The organism is uncultured Metabacillus sp., from assembly GCF_947503125.1.
Lineage (GTDB): Bacteria > Bacillota > Bacilli > Bacillales > Bacillaceae > Metabacillus.
Genome location: NZ_CANNCR010000007.1, coordinates 107,820 through 131,879, shown reverse-complemented (window position 1 = coordinate 131,879; position 24,060 = coordinate 107,820). Strand labels below are relative to the sequence as shown.

General features: G+C 38.3%; 24 protein-coding genes and 1 other annotated feature. Of the genes, 21 read left to right on the top strand and 3 right to left on the bottom strand.

Annotation, left to right across the window (positions count from 1 at the left end; all coding sequences use genetic code 11):
- Nucleotides 1–20: 20 nt before the first annotated feature.
- From rpmI to Q1B07_RS07850, 4 genes are all read left to right on the top strand, one after another.
- Nucleotides 21–221: a 50S ribosomal protein L35 gene (rpmI, locus tag Q1B07_RS07865; protein WP_066326889.1), complete on the top strand. Its 201-nt coding sequence runs from the start codon at nt 21–23 to the stop codon at nt 219–221.
- Nucleotides 222–253: 32 nt separating this feature from the next.
- Nucleotides 254–613: a 50S ribosomal protein L20 gene (gene rplT, locus Q1B07_RS07860; RefSeq protein WP_299089532.1), complete on the top strand. Its 360-nt coding sequence runs from the start codon at nt 254–256 to the stop codon at nt 611–613.
- Nucleotides 614–713: 100 nt separating this feature from the next.
- Nucleotides 714–983, top strand: a complete 270-nt coding sequence (locus Q1B07_RS07855; protein WP_299089531.1) for a DUF1294 domain-containing protein — start codon at nt 714–716, stop codon at nt 981–983.
- A gap of 69 nt (nt 984–1,052) precedes the next feature.
- Nucleotides 1,053–1,634 carry a VTT domain-containing protein gene (locus Q1B07_RS07850; protein ID WP_299089529.1) on the top strand — a complete coding sequence of 194 codons (582 nt, stop codon included), beginning with the start codon at nt 1,053–1,055 and terminating at the stop codon, nt 1,632–1,634.
- Between the two features lie 75 nt (nt 1,635–1,709).
- On the opposite strand, the gene Q1B07_RS07845 is transcribed toward Q1B07_RS07850, so the two are convergent.
- Nucleotides 1,710–2,102 (bottom strand): sigma-w pathway protein ysdB, encoded by a 393-nt coding sequence (locus Q1B07_RS07845; protein ID WP_366945160.1) that lies wholly within the window; start codon nt 2,100–2,102, stop codon nt 1,710–1,712.
- A gap of 121 nt (nt 2,103–2,223) precedes the next feature.
- Between Q1B07_RS07845 and Q1B07_RS07840 the strand changes: the two genes are divergently transcribed.
- Together Q1B07_RS07840 and Q1B07_RS07835 are read left to right on the top strand one after the other, a co-directional pair.
- Nucleotides 2,224–2,712, top strand: a complete 489-nt coding sequence (locus Q1B07_RS07840; protein WP_299089528.1) for a dUTP diphosphatase — start codon at nt 2,224–2,226, stop codon at nt 2,710–2,712.
- An 84-nt stretch (nt 2,713–2,796) separates the two neighbouring features.
- Complete coding sequence (locus Q1B07_RS07835; protein WP_299089527.1) at nt 2,797–3,882, top strand: M42 family metallopeptidase; 1,086 nt, start codon at nt 2,797–2,799, stop codon at nt 3,880–3,882.
- 323 nt (nt 3,883–4,205) lie between these two features.
- Here the strand turns inward: Q1B07_RS07835 and sspI are convergent, their stop codons facing one another.
- On the bottom strand, nt 4,206–4,418 hold the full coding sequence (sspI, locus tag Q1B07_RS07830; protein ID WP_299089526.1) for a small acid-soluble spore protein SspI: 213 nt from the start codon (nt 4,416–4,418) through the stop codon (nt 4,206–4,208).
- A gap of 113 nt (nt 4,419–4,531) precedes the next feature.
- On the opposite strand from sspI, the gene Q1B07_RS07825 reads away from it, so the two are divergent.
- The 3 genes from Q1B07_RS07825 (at nt 4,532) to pheT (ending at nt 9,285) form a co-directional block, all read left to right on the top strand.
- Nucleotides 4,532–5,284, top strand: coding sequence for an RNA methyltransferase (locus Q1B07_RS07825; protein WP_299089525.1), 753 nt, complete (start codon nt 4,532–4,534; stop codon nt 5,282–5,284).
- Between the two features lie 49 nt (nt 5,285–5,333).
- Nucleotides 5,334–5,630, top strand: a binding site (T-box leader).
- A 189-nt stretch (nt 5,631–5,819) separates the two neighbouring features.
- The gene (gene pheS, locus Q1B07_RS07820; RefSeq protein WP_299089524.1) at nt 5,820–6,854 is read left to right on the top strand and encodes a phenylalanine--tRNA ligase subunit alpha; all 1,035 of its coding nucleotides are present in this window, start codon (nt 5,820–5,822) and stop codon (nt 6,852–6,854) included.
- Nucleotides 6,855–6,870: 16 nt separating this feature from the next.
- Nucleotides 6,871–9,285 (top strand): phenylalanine--tRNA ligase subunit beta, encoded by a 2,415-nt coding sequence (gene pheT, locus Q1B07_RS07815; protein WP_299089522.1) that lies wholly within the window; start codon nt 6,871–6,873, stop codon nt 9,283–9,285.
- Between the two features lie 33 nt (nt 9,286–9,318).
- On the opposite strand, the gene rnhC is transcribed toward pheT, so the two are convergent.
- Nucleotides 9,319–10,257, bottom strand: coding sequence for a ribonuclease HIII (rnhC, locus tag Q1B07_RS07810; protein WP_299089521.1), 939 nt, complete (start codon nt 10,255–10,257; stop codon nt 9,319–9,321).
- Nucleotides 10,258–10,390: 133 nt separating this feature from the next.
- Between rnhC and zapA the strand changes: the two genes are divergently transcribed.
- The 12 genes from zapA (at nt 10,391) to uvrC (ending at nt 24,029) form a co-directional block, all read left to right on the top strand.
- A complete protein-coding gene (gene zapA / locus Q1B07_RS07805; protein ID WP_046517263.1) occupies nt 10,391–10,648 on the top strand; it encodes a cell division protein ZapA in 258 nt (85 codons plus the stop codon).
- A 9-nt stretch (nt 10,649–10,657) separates the two neighbouring features.
- Nucleotides 10,658–11,197 (top strand): CvpA family protein, encoded by a 540-nt coding sequence (locus tag Q1B07_RS07800; RefSeq protein ID WP_299089516.1) that lies wholly within the window; start codon nt 10,658–10,660, stop codon nt 11,195–11,197.
- Between the two features lie 112 nt (nt 11,198–11,309).
- Entirely contained in the window at nt 11,310–13,055 is a 1,746-nt protein-coding gene (gene polX / locus Q1B07_RS07795; RefSeq protein ID WP_299089515.1) for a DNA polymerase/3'-5' exonuclease PolX, read from the top strand.
- Between the two features lie 66 nt (nt 13,056–13,121).
- A complete protein-coding gene (locus tag Q1B07_RS07790; RefSeq protein WP_299089514.1) occupies nt 13,122–15,482 on the top strand; it encodes an endonuclease MutS2 in 2,361 nt (786 codons plus the stop codon).
- A 14-nt stretch (nt 15,483–15,496) separates the two neighbouring features.
- Nucleotides 15,497–15,901 carry a DUF350 domain-containing protein gene (locus Q1B07_RS07785; RefSeq protein WP_299089513.1) on the top strand — a complete coding sequence of 135 codons (405 nt, stop codon included), beginning with the start codon at nt 15,497–15,499 and terminating at the stop codon, nt 15,899–15,901.
- 478 nt (nt 15,902–16,379) lie between these two features.
- Nucleotides 16,380–18,068 (top strand): AMP-binding protein, encoded by a 1,689-nt coding sequence (locus Q1B07_RS07780; RefSeq protein ID WP_299089512.1) that lies wholly within the window; start codon nt 16,380–16,382, stop codon nt 18,066–18,068.
- A 166-nt stretch (nt 18,069–18,234) separates the two neighbouring features.
- A complete protein-coding gene (locus Q1B07_RS07775) occupies nt 18,235–18,819 on the top strand; it encodes a TetR/AcrR family transcriptional regulator (protein WP_299089509.1) in 585 nt (194 codons plus the stop codon).
- Nucleotides 18,820–18,935: 116 nt separating this feature from the next.
- A complete protein-coding gene (locus tag Q1B07_RS07770; protein WP_299089507.1) occupies nt 18,936–19,709 on the top strand; it encodes an enoyl-CoA hydratase in 774 nt (257 codons plus the stop codon).
- A gap of 51 nt (nt 19,710–19,760) precedes the next feature.
- The gene (locus tag Q1B07_RS07765) at nt 19,761–20,534 is read left to right on the top strand and encodes an electron transfer flavoprotein subunit beta/FixA family protein (protein ID WP_299089504.1); all 774 of its coding nucleotides are present in this window, start codon (nt 19,761–19,763) and stop codon (nt 20,532–20,534) included.
- A gap of 47 nt (nt 20,535–20,581) precedes the next feature.
- Nucleotides 20,582–21,559, top strand: coding sequence for an electron transfer flavoprotein subunit alpha/FixB family protein (locus tag Q1B07_RS07760; RefSeq protein WP_299089502.1), 978 nt, complete (start codon nt 20,582–20,584; stop codon nt 21,557–21,559).
- 159 nt (nt 21,560–21,718) lie between these two features.
- Nucleotides 21,719–22,033 (top strand): thioredoxin, encoded by a 315-nt coding sequence (gene trxA / locus Q1B07_RS07755; RefSeq protein WP_299089501.1) that lies wholly within the window; start codon nt 21,719–21,721, stop codon nt 22,031–22,033.
- 223 nt (nt 22,034–22,256) lie between these two features.
- On the top strand, nt 22,257–24,029 hold the full coding sequence (gene uvrC, locus Q1B07_RS07750) for an excinuclease ABC subunit UvrC (RefSeq protein ID WP_299089500.1): 1,773 nt from the start codon (nt 22,257–22,259) through the stop codon (nt 24,027–24,029).
- The last annotated feature ends 31 nt before the right edge of the window (nt 24,030–24,060 follow it).

Here is a 24,060-nt window from a genome sequence, read left to right as displayed (position 1 = left end):
TACTTAAGGAGGAATCCCTTATGCCAAAAATGAAAACTCACCGTGGAGCAGCAAAGCGTTTCAAAAAGACCGGATCTGGTAAACTTAAACGTTCACATGCATACACTAGCCACTTATTCGCTAACAAATCTACAAAAGCAAAACGTAAATTACGTAAATCAACTGTAGTAAGCAAAGGCGATTTCAAACGTATTCGTCATTTATTAGACAACATCAAATAATCGGAAACATCGTAATATAGGAGGGAATTTACATGCCAAGAGTAAAAGGCGGTATCGTTTCACGTAAACGTCGTAAAAAAGTATTAAAATTAGCTAAAGGTTATTTCGGTTCTAAACATAGATTATACAAAGTTGCAAACCAACAAGTAATGAAATCATTAATGTATGCTTACCGTGACCGTCGTCAGAAAAAACGCGATTTCCGTAAGCTTTGGATTACTCGTATCAACGCAGCTGCACGTGTAAATGGTCTTTCTTACAGCCGTTTAATGCATGGCTTAAAGCTTGCTGGCATTGAAGTAAACCGTAAAATGCTTGCTGATTTAGCTGTAGCAGATGAAAAAGCATTTGCTCAATTAGCAGACGCAGCTAAAGCGAAACTTAACCAATAATTGATTGAATGATAAAGAGCTGACTCCGTAATGGTGCAGCTCTTTTTTCGTTTCCATATGGTATAGTAGGTAAAAAGAATGGAAGGGAAGATCGTACATAATGATTTACATCATTAGCTATTATTTGCTAATCAATCTTATAAATTATTTCTTAATGGGTGCAGATAAAAATAAGGCAAAGCGTGGGGAATGGAGAATAAAAGAATCAACATTATGGTGGATAGCCTTAGTTGGCGGTGCTTTAGGAGGACTTATCGGAATGAATAGATTCCGTCATAAAACAAAACATACTTCATTTGTGATCGGGTTTCCGCTCATTACTATTTTACATGTGTTTCTTTTTATCTATTTAATCATTAAGTTAGCATAAAGATCATTTTGTTTCGTAAAATGGTATCGACACACTGCTGCATCAGGAATGACAACATAGAAAGTGGTGATGACGATTGAACTAGCTGCATCGTCAATGTTAACGGCAATTGAAACGACTGGATTTTTTGCACCGTTAGTATTTATTTTGTTTCATCTCATTAGGCAATTTCTGTTGATCCCTGTAGTTGTCGTCTGCATAGGCGGAGGGATCATATTTGGGGCTGAATTAGGTGCGATGTACTCGGTGATCGGCCTTACAGGTTCAAGTATTACTTTTTATTTAATGGCCAAATTATTTCCAGCTCTAATGAGTCGTTTTATTAAAATGAAACAAAAATGGTTTGGAGAATATACTAAGCTATCGATTGGGCAAATTATGATTTTGCGGATGATTCCCTTTGTTAATTTTTCACTTATTTCGTTATGCATTATCGAAAGGGCAAAAACCTTTCAAAGTTACACAAAGCTTTCGTTAGTAACCCATATTCCATCTGTGCTTTGTTTTACATTTTTAGGTGCTTCGCTTCAAGCACTATCCCCAATCATGTTACTCGTTATTTTCGTCGTATTGGCTTTTCTTGTTTATTTTTTTAGAGAAAAACAGGTATTGATTAAATGGAACGATTTCTTTGTAAAACAGAAAGCATAAGGGAAACATGAAGGGAACTTTGAAAGGGTCTATCTCATAAACTTTTTGGTTTTGAGATAGACCCTTCGTTTTCCGCTATAGATCCCGTTTCTTAATCAATTCTTCCTTAATCGGACTCTTCCATTCAATTTTAGCAACCGGATACTTTTCTTTTACTTGTTGTTCAATATAAGAAAGATCTTCCCGGGTTAATTCATGCAGCTTGTGGATAGAGTTCGTCCAAATCAAAATAGAAATGACCTCAAATGTATTTGGAGCTGTACCAACATATTTTTCCCCTTCAAAATATACTCCCTTATAGGTAATCAAAAAGTTTTTTCGAACATCTTTCTCATCTAACAAGAAAAATTGTTTTTGTTCATGTGCCAGTTTAAGCTTTCTCTTCGGATTAAAATAATATTTAAGCCCTGAATAAATAAGGAAACAAATGAAAGCTAGCAGCAATAATCGTAAGACAAGCACAATCATGTAAACCCCTCCTGAGGGCAATTTTCCCATATATACGTCTTAGTATAGAAAAAGGTTTCAAGTTTTTTTCAATTTGATATAATTTTTTTAGTACATAAGTAAAGGACGGAGGCATTAAACAATGAATTTTTTATCGCTATTCGACATGCAGCAAAAACTGGATACAAAAATTGAAACACAGCACAAGTTGGAAAATGAGTCACTGATTGAACGAAAAATACTGGCATTACTAGTAGAGGTAGGGGAACTTGCAAATGAGACGAGATGTTTTAAATTTTGGAGCTTAAAGGCGCCGGCGCCGATTGATGTGATTTTGGAGGAATATGTTGATGGAATTCATTTTATTTTATCATTAGGATTAGAAATAAATGTCGACCCTTCACTCAAGCTTGAAGAAATTCATGCAGAGCACAGTGTTACTGAACAATTTTTAAGCGTGTATCAAACAATTACGGTTTTTAAAGAACAGCAAACATTGCAGGTGTATAAAAAAATGTTTGAAGAATATTTGTGTTTGGGTCATCTTCTAGGCTTTACAAAGGAACAAATTGAACATGCCTATGTTTCTAAAAACGAGGTTAATCATGAAAGACAAAAACAAGGCTATTAATCATTTTTGATGTAGATTATTCGTTTAAAATAGCCAGTTTATTATATAATAGTAAAGATATGGTTAATTTAAGGAGGCTGCATAATGACAAAGCTTGATGAAACCTTAACGATGTTAAAGGACTTAACAGATGCTAAGGGCATACCTGGTAATGAACGAGAAGTTCGTGACGTCATGAAAAAATACATAACAAATTACGCTGATGAAGTGTTTACTGACAATCTAGGCAGCTTAGTCGCTAAAAAGGTTGGGAAGCATAACGGGCCAAAAATAATGCTTGCGGGACATTTAGATGAAGTCGGGTTTATGGTTACCCAAATCGATGACAAAGGTTTCCTGCGCTTTCAAACAGTTGGAGGCTGGTGGTCGCAGGTAATGCTTGCGCAACGTGTGACGATTGTAACAAAAAAAGGTGATGTAACAGGTATTATCGGCTCTAAACCGCCTCATATTCTTCCTCCGGAAGCGCGTAAAAAACCGGTAGAGATTAAGGATATGTTTATTGATATCGGGGCATCCAGTCGTGAAGAAGCAATGGAATTTGGGGTGATGCCAGGAGATCAAGTCGTTCCATATTTTGAATTCACTGTCATGCCAAATGAAAAAATGCTCCTTGCAAAAGCATGGGATAACAGAATTGGTTGTGCAATTGCGATTGATGTTCTCAAACATTTAAAAGATACAGATCATCCAAATGTCGTTTATGGAGTAGGTACTGTTCAAGAGGAAGTTGGATTACGCGGAGCTCGTACATCTGCTAACCTTATTGAGCCTGATATTGCTTTTGGTGTTGATGTAGGGATTGCCGGAGATACACCAGGTATTTCGGAGAAAGAGGCAGCGAGCAAAATGGGAGAAGGGCCGCAAATTGTCTTATATGATGCCTCAATGGTTTCTCATAAAGGCTTGCGCGACTTAGTAACCGATACGGCAGATGAATTAAATATTCCGTATCAATTCGAGTCATTACCAGGCGGCGGAACTGATTCTGGTGCGATTCACATTTCGGCAAATGGAGTGCCTGCGCTATCCATCACGATCGCAACACGCTATATTCACTCACATGCTGCAATGCTTCACCGTGACGATTATGAAAATGCAGTAAAATTAATAACAGAAGTTATCAAGCGATTGGACCGTGAAATGGTTGATAAAATTACGTATGAATAAAAAGAAATGCGCAAGGCGCTTAGCATTCGGCGACAAGCTAAGGCGAATAGGAATAGAAGGTGTTCTTTACCTTCAATTCCTATTTGACTAGACCCTAGAGGCAGTTAAAAACGCGACGTCCTGTTGCATTAACTGCACTTGCACGTCCTGTGCTTCGCCGATGGCGCCTGGAGCTAGACACTAAAACTAAGTACAAAATTTTATACTTAAAACTTTAAAAAAGGGTCTGACTCCAATCAAACACACATATCCGGAACTCCCGCTATGAAAGGTTCCATAAAAGTGTTTGGGGGTCTGACCCTCTTGTTTTTAAACAGCCCTCTTTATTGCTTTTTTAAGCCCTGTTCTAGTGTTGCCAGCATTTCGTCTTTATCTTGCTTGGTAGCATTTTGCCAGATGACCTCAAATAACACACCGAGGCCTGGCAGCATTTTTTCTTCCCCGCTTTGAATGGCGTCAACAATTGTATCTTCTAATTGATCCTGCGTATTTCCAGTTACATTTGCAATAACTGCATGGCGTAAATTTAAATTCATGTTGATTCACTCCTCATTTTATTCTTAATGCTAGGATTAGCGTTTGTTAAATGCATGAAAATTATGTATGATTGGATAGGAGAAAATGGAATGTAAGTAAAAGGAGAAATACAGTGAACCGCATCGAGTCAGTTAAAAACCCAAAAGTAAAGCAATGGAAAAAACTTCATACAAAGAAGGAACGGGAAATGACAGGCACGTTTATCATTGAGGGCCAGCATTTGGTGGAAGAAGCATTAAAAAAGAAGGAAATCATCATAGATCTTATTGTTTCCGAGGAGACAAGACTTCCTTCTGATTGGAATGTCGATCAATTGAATATAACGATTGTTACAAAGGAAATAATGAAAGCTATTAGTGATACAGAAACCCCACAAGGAGTAGCAGCTATTTGTGAAGTTCATTCGCACAATACAGTCCATGAGTGGAAAAAGGTTCTCCTCGTTGACCGTGTACAAGACCCGGGGAATTTAGGAACAATTATTCGTACAGCAGATGCAGCAGGGATTGACGGAATCATATTAGCTGAAGGAACGGTCGACCATTACAATTCAAAAGTCATTCGCTCAAGTCAAGGTTCAATCTTTCATGTGCCGATTGTTAAGGGAAGTTTACTTGAATGGCTTGAAGTTTATCGTGAAAAGCAGATTCCAACATACGGCACCTCTTTACAAAATGGAGTAGGCTATCGTGAAGCATCGCCGTCTGAATCGTTTTGTCTTGTGATTGGCAATGAAGGCAGCGGTGTGGACAGTGAATTGCTGAATAAAACCGACAAAAACTTGTACATTCCTATTTATGGTGGAGCAGAATCATTAAATGTTGCCATTGCAGCAGGAATTCTTCTTTATCATTTACGGGCGTAGGTTGCAGGAACAATTTGTTTTGATTATAATAAGATAGAAATTACATATGAAAGAAACGATGACAGAGACTAGTAATTTACAATTTATCCAATCAGGGAAAAAGTGCCGTAGACTGAAAGCACTTTTTTGGACTAAAGTAAATGAATTCACCTCTCGAGTTGATACTTGGACCGTATTAGAGCTTTTTAGTGGGGAAGTTTTTTCAAACCTTTAACCTCTCACATCAAATCTCTAAAACGTAAAGGTATTCCGGTTTTTACCGTTATTTAAATGAAGTGAGCAGTGCGAAGAATAAGTTTGTGCACGGCTAACAAGGGTGGTAACGCGAATTCAACTCGTCCCTTTTTAGGGGCGGGTTTTTTATTTGCCAAAAAAAAGCCAACCCTTTTGACTTTGTATTTAAGTTTAGCTGCAGCGCATAGAGCCTCAAGGTTATAAGCCACTAATGAGGGAGAAATACCTTTACTTCATGGCTGTCTTATTTTCCTTATAATGGTCAAGGCGCTTTTGCTTTTCAAATAAAGGAGGAAGAAACATGCAGGAGCAATTAAAACAGCTTCAACAAGAAGCGCTTGAAAAGGTTGAACAAGCGCAGGATTTAAAAGCATTGAATGACATACGAGTTGCTTATTTAGGCAAGAAAGGACCAATCACAGAGGTTTTACGCGGCATGGGAAAACTTTCAGCTGAGGAACGTCCAGTAATGGGTGCCCTTGCTAATGAAGTGCGAGAAGCAATTGCGACATCGATTTCAAGCAAACAGGAGCATTTAGAACAATTAGCTGTAGAACAAAAGCTGGCACAGGAAACAATCGATGTGACGTTGCCAGGAAGACCTGTTAAAGTTGGAAATCACCATCCGTTAACAGCGGTACTTGAAGAAATTGAAGATTTATTCCTTGGAATGGGATACCAAATTGCTGAAGGCCCAGAAGTGGAAACAGATTACTTTAATTTTGAAGCGTTAAATCTTCCTAAAGGACACCCGGCACGTGACATGCAGGATTCATTCTATATTACTGAAGAGCTGCTATTACGGACACATACATCACCGGTACAGGCAAGAACAATGCAAAAGCATAAAGGTCAAGGTCCAGTGAAAATCATCTGCCCTGGAAAGGTGTACCGTCGAGATAACGATGATGCTACCCATTCCCATCAATTTACACAAGTAGAAGGGCTAGTTGTTGATGAAAACATTAGCATGAGTGATTTAAAAGGAACTCTTGAAATATTTGCAAAGAAAATGTTCGGAGAAGAACGCGAAATTCGTTTACGTCCAAGCTTCTTCCCATTCACCGAGCCTTCTGTGGAGGTAGATGTATCTTGCTTCTCTTGTGGAGGAAAAGGCTGTAATATCTGTAAGAAAACAGGATGGATTGAAATGCTTGGAGCAGGAATGGTCCATCCGAACGTTCTTGAAATGGCTGGCTTTGACTCAAAGAAATACAGCGGGTTTGCTTTTGGAATCGGTGGAGAACGTATCGCCATGTTAAAGTACGGAGTCGATGACATCCGTCATTTCTATACAGATGATGTCCGTTTCTTAAAACAATTTAAACGAGTTTAATTAGGAGGTTATGAACGTGATTGTTTCATATAAATGGTTAGCCGAGTATGTCGATTTATCAGGGATTACACCTGATGAATTAGCTGAAAAAATTACCCGCAGCGGAATTGAAGTAGAAGGTGTTGACGTATTAAACGAAGGCATAAAGGGTGTTGTTATAGGTCATGTTCTCGAGAAGGAACAACATCCTAATGCTGACAAGCTGAATAAATGTCAAGTTGATCTAGGAAATGGGGAAGTTGTTCAGATTATTTGCGGTGCAAAGAATGTGGATAAAGGCCAAAAGGTTGCAGTTGCAACTGTTGGAGCTGTTCTACCAGGGAATTTTAAAATTAAAAAAGCAAAACTTCGCGGGGAAGCTTCAAACGGGATGATTTGTTCATTACAGGAGCTTGGAATTGAATCTAAGCTTGTAGCAAAGGAATATTCAGAAGGCATCTTTGTATTTCCTAGCGATGTTGTAGTAGGGGCTAATGCACTTGAGCAATTAAATCTTGATGATGCTGTTCTTGAGCTAGGCTTAACACCGAATCGTGCTGATGCACTAAGTATGCTAGGAGTTGCCCATGAAGTGGCAGCTATTTTAGATCGCAATGTGAAGTATCCTGAAATTTCATATGAGAGCATTGGTGAAAAAGCCTCGGATGCTGTGACAGTAAAAGTTGATGCAGCTGAAGATAATCCAATTTACACAGCAAAGGTGATTAAAAATGTAACCATTGCCCCATCTCCGTTATGGATGCAAACTCGCTTGATGGCAGCAGGGATTCGTCCGCATAATAATGTCGTTGATATTACCAACTTTGTTCTTTTAGAATATGGTCAGCCATTACATGCTTTTGATTATGATCGCTTCGGCTCAAAGGAAGTTGTTGTTCGCAGAGCAAAAGCTGGAGAAAAAATTGTAACGCTCGATGATCAAGAGCGTACGTTAACGACAGACCATTTAGTGATAACAAATGGTACAGAACCGGTTGCCTTAGCTGGTGTAATGGGTGGTGCAAATTCGGAAGTTCAATCAGACACGAAAACCATTCTCTTGGAATCCGCCTTCTTTAATGGACAAAGAATTCGTATTGCTTCAAAGGATCACGGGTTAAGAAGTGAAGCAAGTGCCCGTTATGAAAAAGGGGTTGATCCAAATCGTGTCAAAGCCGCAGCTGAGCGTGCAGCACAGTTAATCTCCTTATATGCAGGTGGAGAGGTGCTTGAAGGTACGGTAGAAGTTCAATCAGTCTCTTTTAAGCCAGTAGTCGTTCAAACAACGGTTGAAAAGATAAACCGTGTTCTTGGAATGAATATTTCAGCTGAAGAAATAAAGTCAATTTTTGACCGTCTCCAATTCGGAGTAGAGGTTGACAACTCAACAATTACTGTCACAGTCCCAACTCGCCGAGGTGATATTTCGATCGAAGAGGATTTGGTAGAAGAGGTTGCAAGGCTTTATGGTTATGACAATATTCCAACAACATTACCGGTTGGGCAGGCATTCCCAGGAAAGCTGACGGATTATCAACATAAACGCCGTAAAGTACGTCGCTACTTAGAAGGTACTGGTTTATATCAAGCAATCACGTATTCATTAACGAGTGAAGAGAAAGCGGCAAAATATGCCCTTGAACTCTCAGAATTAACGAAACTTGCGTTGCCGATGAGTGAAGAACGAAGTGTACTAAGATTGAGCCTTATTCCAAATTTATTAGAAGCGCTAAAATACAATGTAGCAAGACAAATTGATCAAGTTGCTTTATATGAAATTGGCTCAGTCTTCCTTTCGCAAGGAAAGGATTTGCAGCCGCTTGAGAAAGAACGATTATCAGCTGCAGTAACGGGCTTATGGCATATACATTCTTGGCAAGGTGAGAAAAAGCCAGTTGATTTCTATGTTGTAAAAGGAATTATTGATGGATTAGCAGATCTTCTAGGTCTGACAAATCACATTCTATATAAGCAAGCAAAACGTGATGGCATGCACCCGGGGCGCACAGCGGAAATCTTCCTTGGTGATAAATTGGTTGGCTTCATCGGTCAAGTTCATCCATCTGTACAAAAACAGTTAGACCTATCAGAAACTTATGTATTCGAGCTTTCATTAGTTGATCTGTTAACAGTAGAGGTTGAGGAAACACGTTTTGAAGTGATTCCGCGTTATCCATCCATTACTAGAGACATTGCACTTGTTGTAGAACAGGATGTTGTAGCGGGAGATATTAAACAGATTATTACCCAAGCAGGTGGTAACATGCTAAAAGAAGTGGCTGTTTTCGATCTTTATGAGGGTGATCGTCTTGAAGAAGGAAAGAAATCAGTTGCTTTCTCACTTCGTTATTTTGACCCTGAGCGCACGTTAACAGATGAAGAAGTAACAAAAGCACATGAAAACGTGTTAAGGACAGTAGAAGAAAAAATTGGAGCTACCTTGCGTGGATAAACAATTAGGGCTGGTTTAAAACAGCCCTTTTCCTTATTTTTTCGCTAATCTCAACGCTTTGTCCGTGTTAGCGAAATGCTTTTTACTAATCGAGGCCAAAAATTGACTGCCTCTTTTTTGAATGATTTTTGCTGCAGCAATATCCACTTGTGCCCCAGCACCTTTTGGAAGTGTTACACCTGCTATCTCGGATAAACGTTCAAACTCTTTTACAAATGAGTATCTGGCAATAATCGAAGCAGCGGCAACTGCCAAATGAATTCCTTCAGCTTTTGTTGAAAAGTAAATGTTTTCTCTAACGACATTTTTTCCTTGCAAATGCTTAAAGTAAATAGCAGGATCAACAAATTGATCAATTAATAACCCGTCAGGCTTTTCTGGAGTTATTTTGCTAAGAAGATGGTTGATGGCTTGATTATGTAATAATGCCTTCATTTTCCCTTGGGACATTCCCTTATGCTGAAGTTCATTGTATTTCTCATTATGAAGCACAAGTAAGCTGTATGGTATGGTCTGAATTAAATCTTTAGCAATTTCGATAATTTGCGGATCTTTTAGATTTTTTGAGTCCCTTACCCCAAGCTCTTGCAGCAAAGGAATCTGCTCTTTTTTAACATATGCTGCAACCACTGTCATTGGCCCAAAGAAATCACCTGTGCCAACCTCATCAGACCCAATAATGGATAAGCTTGAAATATTTGCTGGCGGCTGGAAACCGATTGATGCTTTTTTCGTTGAGGCTATTACATGTTTTTTAGCTGGTTCACTGTGAGTTTCCCATTTTAACGCCTCCTCCTCTCCCCGGGTTCCTTGAAACAATACCTTTCCTGATTTGTAAGCTGTAATGGTACAACCATTCACTTTTGCTGAAAAAACAGCACCTTGAGGGGTTTTCGCTGTTTTAACAGAAGCATAGTGCGCTTCCATTTTTTCGATTGTATCAGTCGTTACCTTAATCACTGTGTTTGCCATCCTGACATCCTTTCATCTTCTAAAATAGTCGTGGAATCGTGCGAAATGAATCGAAATATCGATCTTCTTCCCATTTCCTAAAGCTTCATGTTATGATAAGGTGTAGGATTTGCAGGAAATGGAGGATTTATCGTTGTCAAATCGCCCTAAATCGAAAACGATAGTAGATATATATGGTCAACGATTCTCAATTGTAGGGGCAGAAAGCACCAGTCATATTCGTGCAGTTGCTTCAATTGTTGATGATAAAATGCGAGAGATTAATAGTAAAAACCCTTCTCTTGATATAAATAAGCTTGCTGTTTTAACAGCAGTAAATGTAGTTCACGAATATTTAAAGCTAAAAGAAGAGTATGAAAAACTAGAGAAGCAAATAATAGAAAAGGATTGAAGCTAAGAAATGCTAGATTTAGTACTATTTATTATTCTATTATTCGGAATCCTAGTCGGCTTAAAACGCGGTTTTATTCTCCAATTTGTGCATTTGACCGGGTTTATCGTTGCATATATTGTAGCATATCAGTATTTTGATGATCTTGCACCGAAATTAAAGCTGTGGGTTCCGTATCCTGTATCAAGTGATGGTCCGGCCGTTTTAACCTTACTAAATGGTGAAAATTTAGAAGGAGCTTATTACCGTGCTGTTGCTTTTGTTATATTATTTATAGGAACAAAGATTGTTATGCAAATCATTGGCACCATGCTGGATTTTGTTGCATTGCTGCCAATTTTAAAGCAGTTAAATAGATGGGCGGGCTCCATTTTAGGATTTTTAGAATCCTATCTCGTGCTATTTATTTTACTATTTATTGGTGCGCTCATTCCAATTGAACAGCTTCAACAAGCACTAGATCAATCATTGCTATCGAATTTGATCGTCAATCATACACCGTATTTTTCAGATAAGGTAAATGAACTCTGGATTCAGTACATGTCATAACTTCTCTTCACGCATAGAGAAGTTTTTTCTATTCGGTAAATGATGTTTGTAAAAATTGTACTTTTTCTAAAAATATTTGTATCATTTTGATTAATGAGGTAGAGGTGAAACCATGACTATTCATAAAAAGGATGTTATTCGTTTATTAGAAAAAATTGCGGTATTAATGGAGTTAAAGGGTGAAAACCCGTTTAAAATAGCAGCGTTTCGAAAAGCGGCAAATGCACTTGAAACAGATGATAGAAGCCTTGCTTTAATCGATGATTTTACTAAAATCCCGGGAATTGGCAAGGGAACCTCAGCCGTTATTAAAGAATATATAGAAACAGAGAAATCAGAAGTTCTGGAGCAATTGCAGGAAGAGGTTCCAGCGGGATTGCTGCCATTATTAAAGCTGCCAGGTTTAGGCGGCAAAAAAATTGCCAAGCTTTATAAAGAATTACAAATAGATAGTGTTGAAGCCTTAAAGCAGGCATGCGAGGAGAATAAAATTCAAGTGCTGGCAGGCTTCGGGGAAAAAACAGAAGAAAAAATATTAGCGGCGATCGAGGAAATGGGAAATCGTCCTGAACGTCTTCCGTTAGCATTTATGCTGCCCATTGCAGAGAAAATTGAAGCATATCTCAGGCAATGTGAAAGTATTAAAGGATTTTCAAAAGCAGGCTCTTTAAGACGTATGAGGGAAACGATCAAGGATTTAGATTTCATCATTTCAACAACTGAACCGGGGAAGGTTCGTGAACAGCTGTTAGCTATTCCTGCTTTATCTGCAATTATCGCTAATGGTGATACAAAGGTTTCTGTTCAATTAAGCTATGATTATGAAGTAAACGTAGATTTCCGCATCGTTAAGCCTGAGGAATTTGCCACTACTCTTCATCATTTTACAGGTTCAAAAGATCATAATGTGAGGATGAGGCAGCTTGCAAAAGAGCGTGGAGAAAAAATAAGTGAATATGGAGTAGAAAACATTGAAACAAATGAAATAAAAACCTTTGCTACAGAAAGTGAATTTTATGAATATTTTAATCTTCCGCATTTTTCACCGGAAATACGCGAGGATGGTACAGAGGTAGATTTTTTCACAAAAGAAATGAGGCTTATTCAATTAGAGGATATAAAAGGTGACCTGCATATGCACTCTACTTGGAGCGATGGTGCGTTTACGATAAGGGAAATGGTGGAGGCCTGCCGTAAAAAGGGCTACAGCTATATTGCCATTACTGATCACTCTCACTATTTAAAGGTTGCAAACGGGTTAACACCAGAACGTCTGCGAGCGCAACGAGAGGAAATTAAGGCCTTAAATGAGGAGTATGATGATATGACCATTCTTGCAGGTGTCGAAATGGACATTTTGCCTGATGGTACATTAGATTATGATGATGAACTATTAAGTGAGATGGATCTTGTGATTGCTTCCATTCATTCTAGTTTTTCACAGCCTCGTGAAATTATTATGAGCCGCTTAAAAAAAGCATTGGAGAACAAACATGTTGACATTATTGCTCATCCAACTGGCCGCCTTATCGGGAAACGAAACGGGTATGATGTGGATATTGATATGCTGATTCAACTAGCAAAGGAAACGGATACTGCGTTAGAATTAAATGCAAATCCTCATCGTCTTGATTTAAGTGCTGAACATGTAAGAAAGGCACAAGAAGCAGGGGTAAAACTTGTTATCAATACAGATGCACATAATACCGATATGCTCGAAGATATGAGAGTGGGAGTAGCGACTGCTAAAAAAGGCTGGATCATGAGTGATAATGTTATAAATACATGGGAGATCAATAAGCTGCGGACGTTTTTAAATAGACATCATAATAAATCTGGAAATAAGATTTTAAGTTAAAGACAATATCATAGAAAATTTCTTTTAAAGAGAAACGATCATGCAATTACTAGGAGGTTTACGGTTTTGCAGGAAAAAGTATTACATGTTTTAGAATTTGAAAAAGTAAAAGACCAGCTTGTTAACCATGCTTCATCCTCGTTAGGGAAAGAAAAAGCAAAAGCGTTAACTCCTTCAAGCCATTTTGAAGAAGTCCTAATTGCCCAGGAGCAAACGGATGAGGCTTCCAAAGTTTTACGGTTAAAAGGGAATGTCCCCCTTGGCGGCTTAGTTGATGTCAGAGCCGCTGTTAAGCGCGCAAAAATTGGCGGAATGCTAAGTGCACCTGAATTAATTGAAGTAGCCGGAACACTTTATGCAGGACGTAATATGAAGCGGTTTATAGATAAAATGGTTGAAGAGGAAATTGAATTGCATCACCTCCCAGTGCTTGCAGAGAAAATTATTCTCATGCAAGACCTTGAGAAAAACATTTCACAATGCATTGATGATAATGGCTATGTGCTTGACAGTGCGAGTGATACATTAAAAGGGATTCGTCAGCAGCTTCGGACAACAGAAGCAAGGGTAAGGGAAAAATTAGAATCGATGATTCGCTCGTCTTCTGCAACAAAAATGCTTTCCGATGCAATTATTACGATTAGAAATGATCGTTATGTCATCCCGGTTAAACAGGAATACCGGTCATCATATGGCGGAATCGTTCATGATCAATCAAGCTCAGGAGCAACTCTTTTTATTGAACCTCAAGTAGTTGTAGATTTAAATAATACCCTTCAACAAGCTAAGGTAAAGGAAAAAGTGGAAATCGAACGGATTTTAAGACTGCTTTCTGAGAAGGTTGCCGAAAATAGTCAGGACATTTTACAAAATGTTTATTGCTTAGCTGAAATGGATTTTATGTTTACAAAAGCGAGGTTTGCCAAGCAAATTAAAGGAACAAAGCCAAACGTCAATAATAAAGGTGTGATAAGGCTGTTTCAGGCGCGTCATCCACTTTTGCCTATAGATGAAGTGGTTCCAAATGATATCGAACTCGGAACAGACTTTACTACAATTGTGATAACGGGTCCAAATACAGGTGGTAAGACAGTAGCGTTAAAAACATTGGGCTTATGTACATTAATGGCACAGGCAGGATTGCAAATACCGGCCCTTGATGGCTCTGAAGTTGCTGTATTTGCCCATGTATTTGCTGATATTGGTGATGAACAATCGATTGAGCAAAGCTTGAGTACATTTTCTTCGCACATGGTTAATATTGTTGATATTCTTGAACAGGTTGATGAAAATAGTTTAGTGCTATTTGATGAGCTTGGAGCCGGTACAGATCCGCAGGAGGGTGCAGCACTGGCCATTTCTATTCTCGACGAAGTGTATAACAGAGGCGCACGAGTTGTAGCCACTACCCATTACCCTGAATTAAAGGCTTATGGTTACAATCGAAGCGGGGTTATAAATGCAAGTGTTGAATTTGATATTACAACATTAAGCCCAACATATAAGTTATTAATTGGTGTACCTGGTCGAAGTAATGCATTTGAAATTTCTAAGAGATTAGGTTTACAAGAACATGTGATAAACATGGCTAGAGCACAGATGAGCGATGAACGTACAGAAGTGGATACAATGATCGCTTCATTAGAAACAAGCAAAAAGACAGCTGAGCAAGAATGGAAGGAAGCAGAAAATATCCGCAAGGAAGCTGAAAAGCTTCATAAAGAGTTGCAGCAGCAAATCATTGAATTTAATGAAAAGCGTGATGCTTTATATGAAAAAGCTGAACGAAAAGCAGAGGAAAAGATTGAAGAAGCAAGAAAAGAAGCGGAAAAAATTATTCACGATTTAAGACGAATGAGAAAGGAACAGCATGCACAAGTAAAAGAGCATGAGCTTATTGATGCAAGAAAACGTTTAGAAGATGCGGTTCCGGTCTTTAAGAAAAGTAAAAAAGTTGAAAAAAAGGATCCAGTCAAGCAAACGTTTACTCCCGGTGATGAAGTAAAGGTGATAAGCTTCGATCAAAAAGGTCACTTAATTGAAAGAGTGAATGATGATGAATGGCAGGTCCAAATGGGAATTTTAAAGATGAAGGTAAAGGAAAAGGACCTTCAATATATAAAAAGTCCAAAACAGGAAGTACAGGAGCGGCCGCTCGCAACAGTTAAAGGAAAGGATTATCATGTATCCGTTGAACTGGATCTACGTGGTGAACGCTACGAAAACGCTCTTCTTAAGGTCGAAAAATACTTAGATGATGCAGTTTTAGCAGGTTACCCAAGAGTTTCGATCATTCATGGGAAAGGTACTGGTGCCCTTCGTACAGGTGTAAAGGAATTGCTTAAAAACCATCGAAGTGTGAAGAACACCCGTTTTGGTGAAGCAGGTGAAGGTGGAACCGGGGTTACCATTGTTGAACTCAAATAGCGGGGAGAGGTATGATGAAAGGATTTTGGGAAAATGAATTAGTTCAAATTGCTGCCTACTACAGCGTTGTTGTTCTATGTATCATTGTGTTTTTAACAATCTTTGAGCTTGTGACGAAGTATAAAAATTGGGAAGAAATTCAAAAGGGGAATATGGCTGTTGCCATGGCAACAGGTGGTAAAATCTTTGGTATTGCCAATATTTTCAGATTTTCAATCAATCAGCATGAAAGCTTATTAGAAATGATGGGGTCCGGACTTTTCGGTTTTATCCTGCTGCTTTTAGGCTATTTCATTTATGAATTTATGACCCCAAAATTTAAAATTGATGAGGAAATCCAAAAGGATAACCGTGCTGTTGGCTTTATTTCACTCGTGATATCTGTCGGATTATCATTTGTTATTGGAGCTGGGATTTAAGGGAGAGTGGCAAATTGGAGACTTTGGCTAAAGTAATGTTTGGGCTGTGCGGCTTATTTATCCTAATAGGGATTATTTATTTAGTGTTTTTTTAGAATATCAATTGGTAGCAAACAATGTCGAATATTAGTCATTTTGCTCTACTTTCAGCCTGGCATTTAAAAGATGTCAGGCTTTATTAATTCTAAATATAGCAGCTTGGGGGACACCCTACCCTTGAAAAATCTTCTTTTATAGAATAGGAGCTTGTGTTAATACTATTTGAAAATATTTATATTTCTGAATATGAAAAAATCTGCTATACTTTTTTATAAGAAGGGAAGGGGAAGAGCGACGTCTGTTTACGACTATTAGTGTAGTTTTCATCTTACTAAACCAATACCAGCCTCCTCTCCGCAAAAAAACATAAAGATTGAATGGTAAAGTTTATCCATATAGCTTGTACTGTTAAAGAATAGCATTTGAGGAGGAGTAAAAGATGGAATGTCCGAAACCTTGGATACGTCATTATCCAAAAGAAATCCCTCACGAAATTCATTTTGAAGACACATCATTATATGAATATTTACTTCAAGCCGCAGCTGAATTCCCAACAAAAAAAGCTATTCATTTCCTAGGAAAAGAACTGACTTATGCAGAGCTTAGCAATCAGTCGTTAAAGCTGGCCAATTATTTACAATCACTTGGTTTACAAAAGGGTGACAGAGTTTCGATCATGCTGCCTAATTGTCCGCAAGCAGTTATTGCTTATTACGGAGTATTATTAGCAGGCGGTATTGTTGTCCAAACAAATCCGCTTTACATGGAAAGAGAGCTCGAATACCAGCTAAAAGATAGTGAGTCTATATACATTGTTACACTTGATTTATTATATCCAAGAGTATCAAAAATGAAAGCGTTAACAAATTTAAAGCATATTATTGTTACAGGAATAAAAGACTATTTGCCGTTCCCTAAGAATCTTCTATATCCGTTTGTTCAAAAAAAACAGAATCAACTCGTTGTAAATATTGAACACAAGGGTGATACACATTTATTTAAGAAGATCCTGTCCATAGCTGAGCCAAAAGCAGATTTGCCTGATATAAGGCCTTCAGAAGACATTGCGATTTTACAATATACTGGTGGGACAACAGGTTTTCCAAAGGGTGTAATGCTGACCCATACAAATATTGCGGCAAATACGCAAATGTGTGCTCACTGGATGTATAAATGTAAGCGAGGAGAAGAATCTGTCCTGGGTATTATCCCATTTTTCCATGTATATGGGATGACAACAGTGATGAATCTGTCTGTTATGCAGGCATTTAAAATGATTCTCCTTCCGAAATTTGATGCAACAGACACGTTAAAAACAATTGAAAAGCTAAAACCGACACTTTTTCCAGGTGCACCAACCATTTATATTGCTTTGCTGAACCATCCTAACATCCAAAACTACGATCTCTCTTCGATTAATTGCTGTATAAGCGGCTCAGCACCACTTCCTGTTGAGGTTCAAGAAAAGTTTGAGAAGATAACAGGAGGGCGTCTTGTTGAAGGGTATGGTTTATCAGAGGCTTCACCAGTCACACATGCAAACTTTTTTTGGGAGAAACGAAAAACAGGAAGCATCGGGGTTCCGTGGCCAAATACAGATTCAGCCATTCTGTCCTATGAAAAAGGTGGCTTTGCTGAACCAAATGAGCTTGGTGAAATCGTCATTCGTGGTCCTCAAGTAATGAAAGGATATTGGAATAAGCGTGAGGAAACAGAAGCTGTTCTCAAAGATGGCTGGCTGTTTACAGGAGATATCGGTTTTATGGATGAAGAAGGATATTTCTACATTGTTGACCGGAAAAAGGATATGATTATAGCTGGTGGATATAATATCTATCCACGTGAGATAGAAGAAGTTCTTTATGAGCATGAGAAGGTTCAGGAAGTGGTTGTTGCTGGGATACCAGATCCGTATCGAGGTGAGACGGTTAAGGCATATATCGTATTAAAGGATAATCAGACAGCGTCACCAGAGGAATTTAATGAATATGCCAGACAGCATTTAGCGGCATATAAAGTTCCACACATATATGAGTTTCGTAAAGAGTTGCCAAAAACTGCCGTCGGTAAAATATTAAGGCGTGTCCTAATAGATGAGGAAAAAGAAAAATTCAAAAACGCAAATTAAGGGTTTTAATACATGATTAAGTAAGGCTATATAGAGTGGACCCTTATTGGGTCCATTCTTGTGAATGGATTATATAAAAACGAATTGAGGCTTGACATTATGGGTAGGAAAATTTATCATGAAACATGAATGATGATTCATTCATTTCCAGAAGGAGAGTCGACCATTGAAACAGAAAAAACCGAAATATAAACAAATAATAGATGCTGCTGTAATCGTAATCGCTGAAAATGGGTATCACCAAGCACAAGTATCAAAGATTGCCAAACAAGCAGGTGTTGCTGATGGAACCATTTATTTGTATTTCAAGAACAAAGAAGACATCCTTGTGTCACTATTTCAAGAGAAAATGGGCATCTTTATCGAAAAAATCGAAGGTGAAATAAAGTCATCTGAAACAGCGGCAGAAAAGCTATTTACTCTTATTAAAACACATTTCTCATTGCTCGCTGATGATCATCATTTAGCGATCGTGACACAGCTTGAGCTTAGACAATCAAATAAAGAGCTGCGCTTAAGGATAAATGAGGTATTAAAGGGTTACTTCAATGTAGTGGATAAAATTATTACAGCCGGGAAGGAAACGGGAGAATTTAGAGAGGATCTGGATCTTCGATTAACAAGACAAATGATCTTTGGAACGATTGATGAAACTGTTACAACCTGGGTTATGAACGAGCAAAAATATGATTTACCAAAACAAGCAAAAAAGGTTCATGACTTAATTGTATATGGCTTTACGAAAAGATAGAGATAAACCGTATTTCAAATATGTAAAGGAAAAACCTTAATCTAAATCGAAAGTACTTAATAAGTCAGAAACAAACATACATTAGAGTAAAAGCTGATAGGCGAGGGGGAAATGACATGGAATTTTTAAAGCTTGTAAAAGAAGATAAGGTTGCTGTTGTGACAATTGACCATTCACCAGCAAACGCACTATCCTCAAATGTATTGAGAGAACTTTCAATTTTGCTTGATGAAATGGAAACAGATGAGGAAGTACGGGCGATTGTCTTACATGGTGAAGGGAGATTTTTTTCGGCAGGAGCAGATATTAAAGAATTCCTTCAAGTGCCATCAGGTGAAGAATTTTCTAAAATGGCTGCGGCTGGGCAGGAATTATTTGAAAGAATTGAAACTTTTAAAAAACCGATTATTGCTGCGATACATGGCGCTGCCTTAGGCGGGGGGCTGGAACTAGCCATGTCATGTCATATTCGCCTAGTTACAGAAAATGCCAAGCTTGGCCTGCCGGAACTCCAGCTTGGCATTATTCCAGGCTTTGGCGGTACGCAAAGACTCCCAAAATATATTGGAACAGGCCGTGCATTAGAAATGATGCTAACAAGTGAACCGATTACAGGAGCCGAAGCTGTAAAGCTGGGACTTGCTAACCACTCCTTTCCAGAGGAAAGCCTTCTTGAAGAAGCGAAAAAGCTTGCAGCAAAATTCGCACAAAAAAGTCCTCTTTCTGTCAAGGCGGTGATTGAACTGCTTCATACCAGTAAAACATCAGTATACGAAGCAGGGATGAAACAAGAGGCTGAAAGCTTTGGTGAGATTTTTGAAAGTGCTGATGCGAAAGAGGGGATTTCAGCATTTATTGAAAAACGCAAACCAACTTTCAAGGGGAACTAGCATATAAGGAATTGCTTCAAAAATACTTAATGACACATGGGGGAATGGGAAATGAATATTTTTGTTTTGATGAAAAGAACATTTGACACTGAAGAGAAAATCGTTGTTTCTAATGGCCAAATTCAAGAGGATGGCGCCGAATTTATTATAAACCCGTATGATGAATATGCAATTGAAGAGGCAATACAGCTGCGAGATGCAAATGGCGGGGAAGTTACAGTTGTCACAATCGGCGGGGAAGAGTCTGAAAAACAACTGCGTACGGCTTTAGCGATGGGCTGTGATAAAGCGGTTTTAGTTAATATAGAAGATGATGTAGAAGCTGGTGATCAATTTACAACTTCAAAAATTTTAGCAGAGTATCTTAAAGAGCAAGATTTTGATCTTATTCTCGGAGGGAATGTAGCTATTGATGGCGGATCGGGACAGGTTGGTCCACGATTAGCCGAATTATTAAACATCCCATATGTAACAACGATTACAAAGCTTGATATTGATGGGGAAGACGTGACGATTGTTCGTGATGTTGAAGGGGATTCTGAAGTTATCGAAACAACTTTGCCATTATTAGTAACAGCACAACAGGGACTAAATGAGCCGCGATACCCATCGTTGCCTGGTATTATGAAGGCAAAGAAAAAACCGCTTGATGAGCTTGAATTAGATGATCTTGATCTGGATGAAGATGATATTGAAGCAAAAACAAAAACAATTGAAATTTTCTTACCTCCAAAAAAAGAAGCAGGGAAGGTTTTACAAGGAGAGTTAGAAGATCAAGTAAAAGAACTGGTATCACTTCTTCGCAACGAAGCAAAGGTAATTTAAAAGGGAGAATGAATCGGATCAAATGATCAGAACAGGGGGAAAAATAAATGGGTAGAAAAGTTCTTGTATTAAGTGAAGTTCGCGATCAAGCATTGCGTAATGTATCTTTTGAGGCGATTGCAGCAGGGAAAACCATTTCTGAAGGGGGAGAAGTGGTTGCCGTATTAATGGGGGAAAATGTTGCATCTTTATCAACAGAACTCATTCAATATGGTGCAGACAGGGTGGTAACGGTTGAAAATGATAAACTTCGAACGTATACACCTGATGGATATGCTCAAGCGCTTTTAGCTGTCATTCAAAATGAACATCCAGAAGGCATTGTATTCGGCCATACTGCGTTAGGGAAGGATTTATCACCAAAAATTGCAGCAAAATTAAACACAGGTTTGGTTTCTGATGCAACAGCTATCGAAGTGGCAGGGGGAAATGTCGTATTTACAAGACCTATTTATTCAGGAAAAGCATTTGAAAAGATAATTGTCACAGATGACATCATATTTGCTACAATTCGTCCAAATAATATTGCTCCACTTCCAAAAGATGAAACGAGAAACGGAACATCCAGCTCACTATCAGTAGATATTAAAGATTTACGAACCATTGTAAAAGAGGTTGTACGAAAAGCTTCTGAAGGGGTCGATTTATCAGAAGCAAAGGTAGTAATTGCTGGCGGACGCGGGGTCAAAAGTGAGGATGGCTTTAAGCCATTAAAGGAATTGGCCGAGGTGTTAGGTGGTGCTGTCGGAGCTTCGCGCGGAGCATGTGATGCTGATTACTGTGATTATTCATTGCAAATCGGGCAAACAGGTAAGGTCGTAACACCAGACTTATATATTGCTTGCGGTATCTCAGGAGCGATTCAGCATTTAGCTGGTATGTCAAATTCCAAAGTCATTGTAGCGATTAACAAGGATCCGGAAGCAAATATTTTTAAAGTTGCAGATTATGGAATCGTCGGTGATTTATTTGAAGTCGTTCCGCTCTTAACAGAGGAGTTTAAAAAACTTAAAATTCATACTTAATATGGGAGGCACGCAAATGCGTGCTTTTCGTATGATAAAAAACAATGTTTCGATAGCGAAACATTGGGAAAAGTAATAGAGAAGCAAATTGTTAGCTTACTTCGATTGTGAGTGCTATACTTTAAACATATTTTACCCTACAAATTAGGAGGAATTACAATGGCAATAACAAATGTAACAGATCAAACATTTTCAAGTGAAACAAACGAAGGGGTCGTATTAGTAGACTTCTGGGCACCATGGTGCGGACCTTGTAAGATGATTGCTCCGGTTCTTGAAGAACTTGATTCAGATATGGGAGATAAAGTGAAAATCGTAAAAGTTGATGTCGACGAAAACCAAGAAACTGCAGGTAAATTCGGCGTAATGAGCATCCCGACTTTACTTGTCTTAAAAAACGGAGAAGTAGTTGACAAAGCCGTTGGCTACCAACCAAAAGAAGCATTAGCTGAAGTTTTAAACAAGCATGTATAAAAATGAGGATTGACTTTTGTCAGTCCTTTTTTTTATTCCTTAGGAAATCATTACTTGTAATTCGACTATTTAACATAGGACGAATGAGAGGAGACATGATAAAATAGTTGTAACAACAAATAGGCAGTAATCCGCCATGGTAAATTATCATTATAGTGGGGGATTACTGCCTATTTAACAGAAGTAAAAGTCTTAAACAAAATAGTTAGGAGAGTGTTTGCTAGTGAAAGAACAAATAAAGGAAAAGCTTGCACTTCTTCCTGATCAGCCAGGCTGCTATATCATGAAGGATCGCCAAGGAACCGTTATTTATGTCGGTAAAGCAAAAGTGCTTAAGAACCGGGTTCGTTCTTATTTTACAGGTTCCCATGATGGAAAAACACTGCGTTTAGTCAATGAAATTGTTGATTTTGAATATATTGTCACTTCCTCTAACTTAGAAGCCCTGATACTGGAGTTAAATCTCATTAAAAAATATGATCCAAAATATAATGTAATGTTGAAGGATGATAAAACATATCCGTTTATTCAAATTACAAATGAACGTCATCCGCGTTTACTTGTGACTAGAAAAGTAAAAAGAAATAAAGGGAAGTATTTCGGACCATATCCCAATGTACAATCTGCCCGTGAGACGATAAAATTGCTGGATCGACTGTACCCGTTAAGAAAATGCTCAACACTGCCTGATCGTGTTTGCCTTTATTATCATATGGGACAATGTCTTGCACCCTGTGTAAATGATGTATCAGAAGAAACAAACCGGCAAATGGTCGAGGAAATTACTAAGTTTTTAAATGGCGGATATAAAAAAATAAAAGAAGATTTAACTGAAAAAATGGTGAAGGCTTCTGAGGAATTAGAATTTGAGCGAGCAAAAGAATATCGGGACCAAATCCTGCATATAGAAGCAACAATGGAAAAGCAAAAAATGACGTTAAATGACCATGTGGACCGCGATGTATTCGGCTATGCTTATGATAAAGGCTGGATGTGTGTGCAAGTCTTTTTTATTCGTCAAGGAAAACTAATTGAACGTGATGTTTCCATGTTTCCGATTTATGACAGCCCAGAACAGGAGTTTTTAACCTTTTTAGGACAATTTTATTCAAAGGCCAATCATTTTGTGCCAAAGGAAATTTTACTGCCAGATAGTATTGAAGTGGATGTTGTTGAACAGCTATTGGATGTAAAAACTCTCCAACCGAAGCGCGGCCAAAAGAAAGATTTAATTTTATTGGCACATAAGAATGCAAAAATAGCATTAAAAGAAAAGTTTCAGCTAATCGAAAGAGATGAGGAGAGAACGATTAAAGCTGTCGAAAATCTTGGGGATAAGCTGGGTATTCATACCCCCCACCGTATAGAAGCCTTTGATAACTCAAATATACAAGGAGCAGACCCTGTTTCAGCAATGGTTGTATTTGAAGATGGTAAGCCATCCAAAAAGCATTATCGTAAATATAAAATTAAAGGTGTTAAAGGCCCTGATGACTATGAATCGATGAGAGAGGTTGTAAGACGGCGTTATAGCCGTGTTCTAAAAGAAGAGCTTCCTTTACCAGATTTAGTGATTATTGATGGGGGGAAAGGACACTTAGCTGCAGCTCAAGATGTATTAGAAAACGAGCTGGGGATTGATATTCCCATTGCAGGTTTAGTGAAAGATGATAAGCATCGCACATCAGAGCTGATCATCGGCTCCCCGCCTGAAATGATTCAACTTGAAAGAAATAGTCAGGAATTTTATCTACTGCAAAGAATTCAAGATGAAGTCCATCGCTTTGCGATCACCTTTCATCGTCAGATACGTGGGAAAAATGCCTTCCATTCCGTTTTAGATGATATACCTGGTGTAGGGGAAAAAAGAAAGAAAGCACTGCTAAAGCATTTTGGTTCCTTAAAAAAAATGAAGGAAGCTGGCGTTGAAGAATTTAGGGAAGCCGGTATGCCTGAAAGCATTGCTATGCAAATCATTGAAGCCTTAAAAGAGTAGGGAATGAATGATGCTTGCGTTTTTAAAAAAA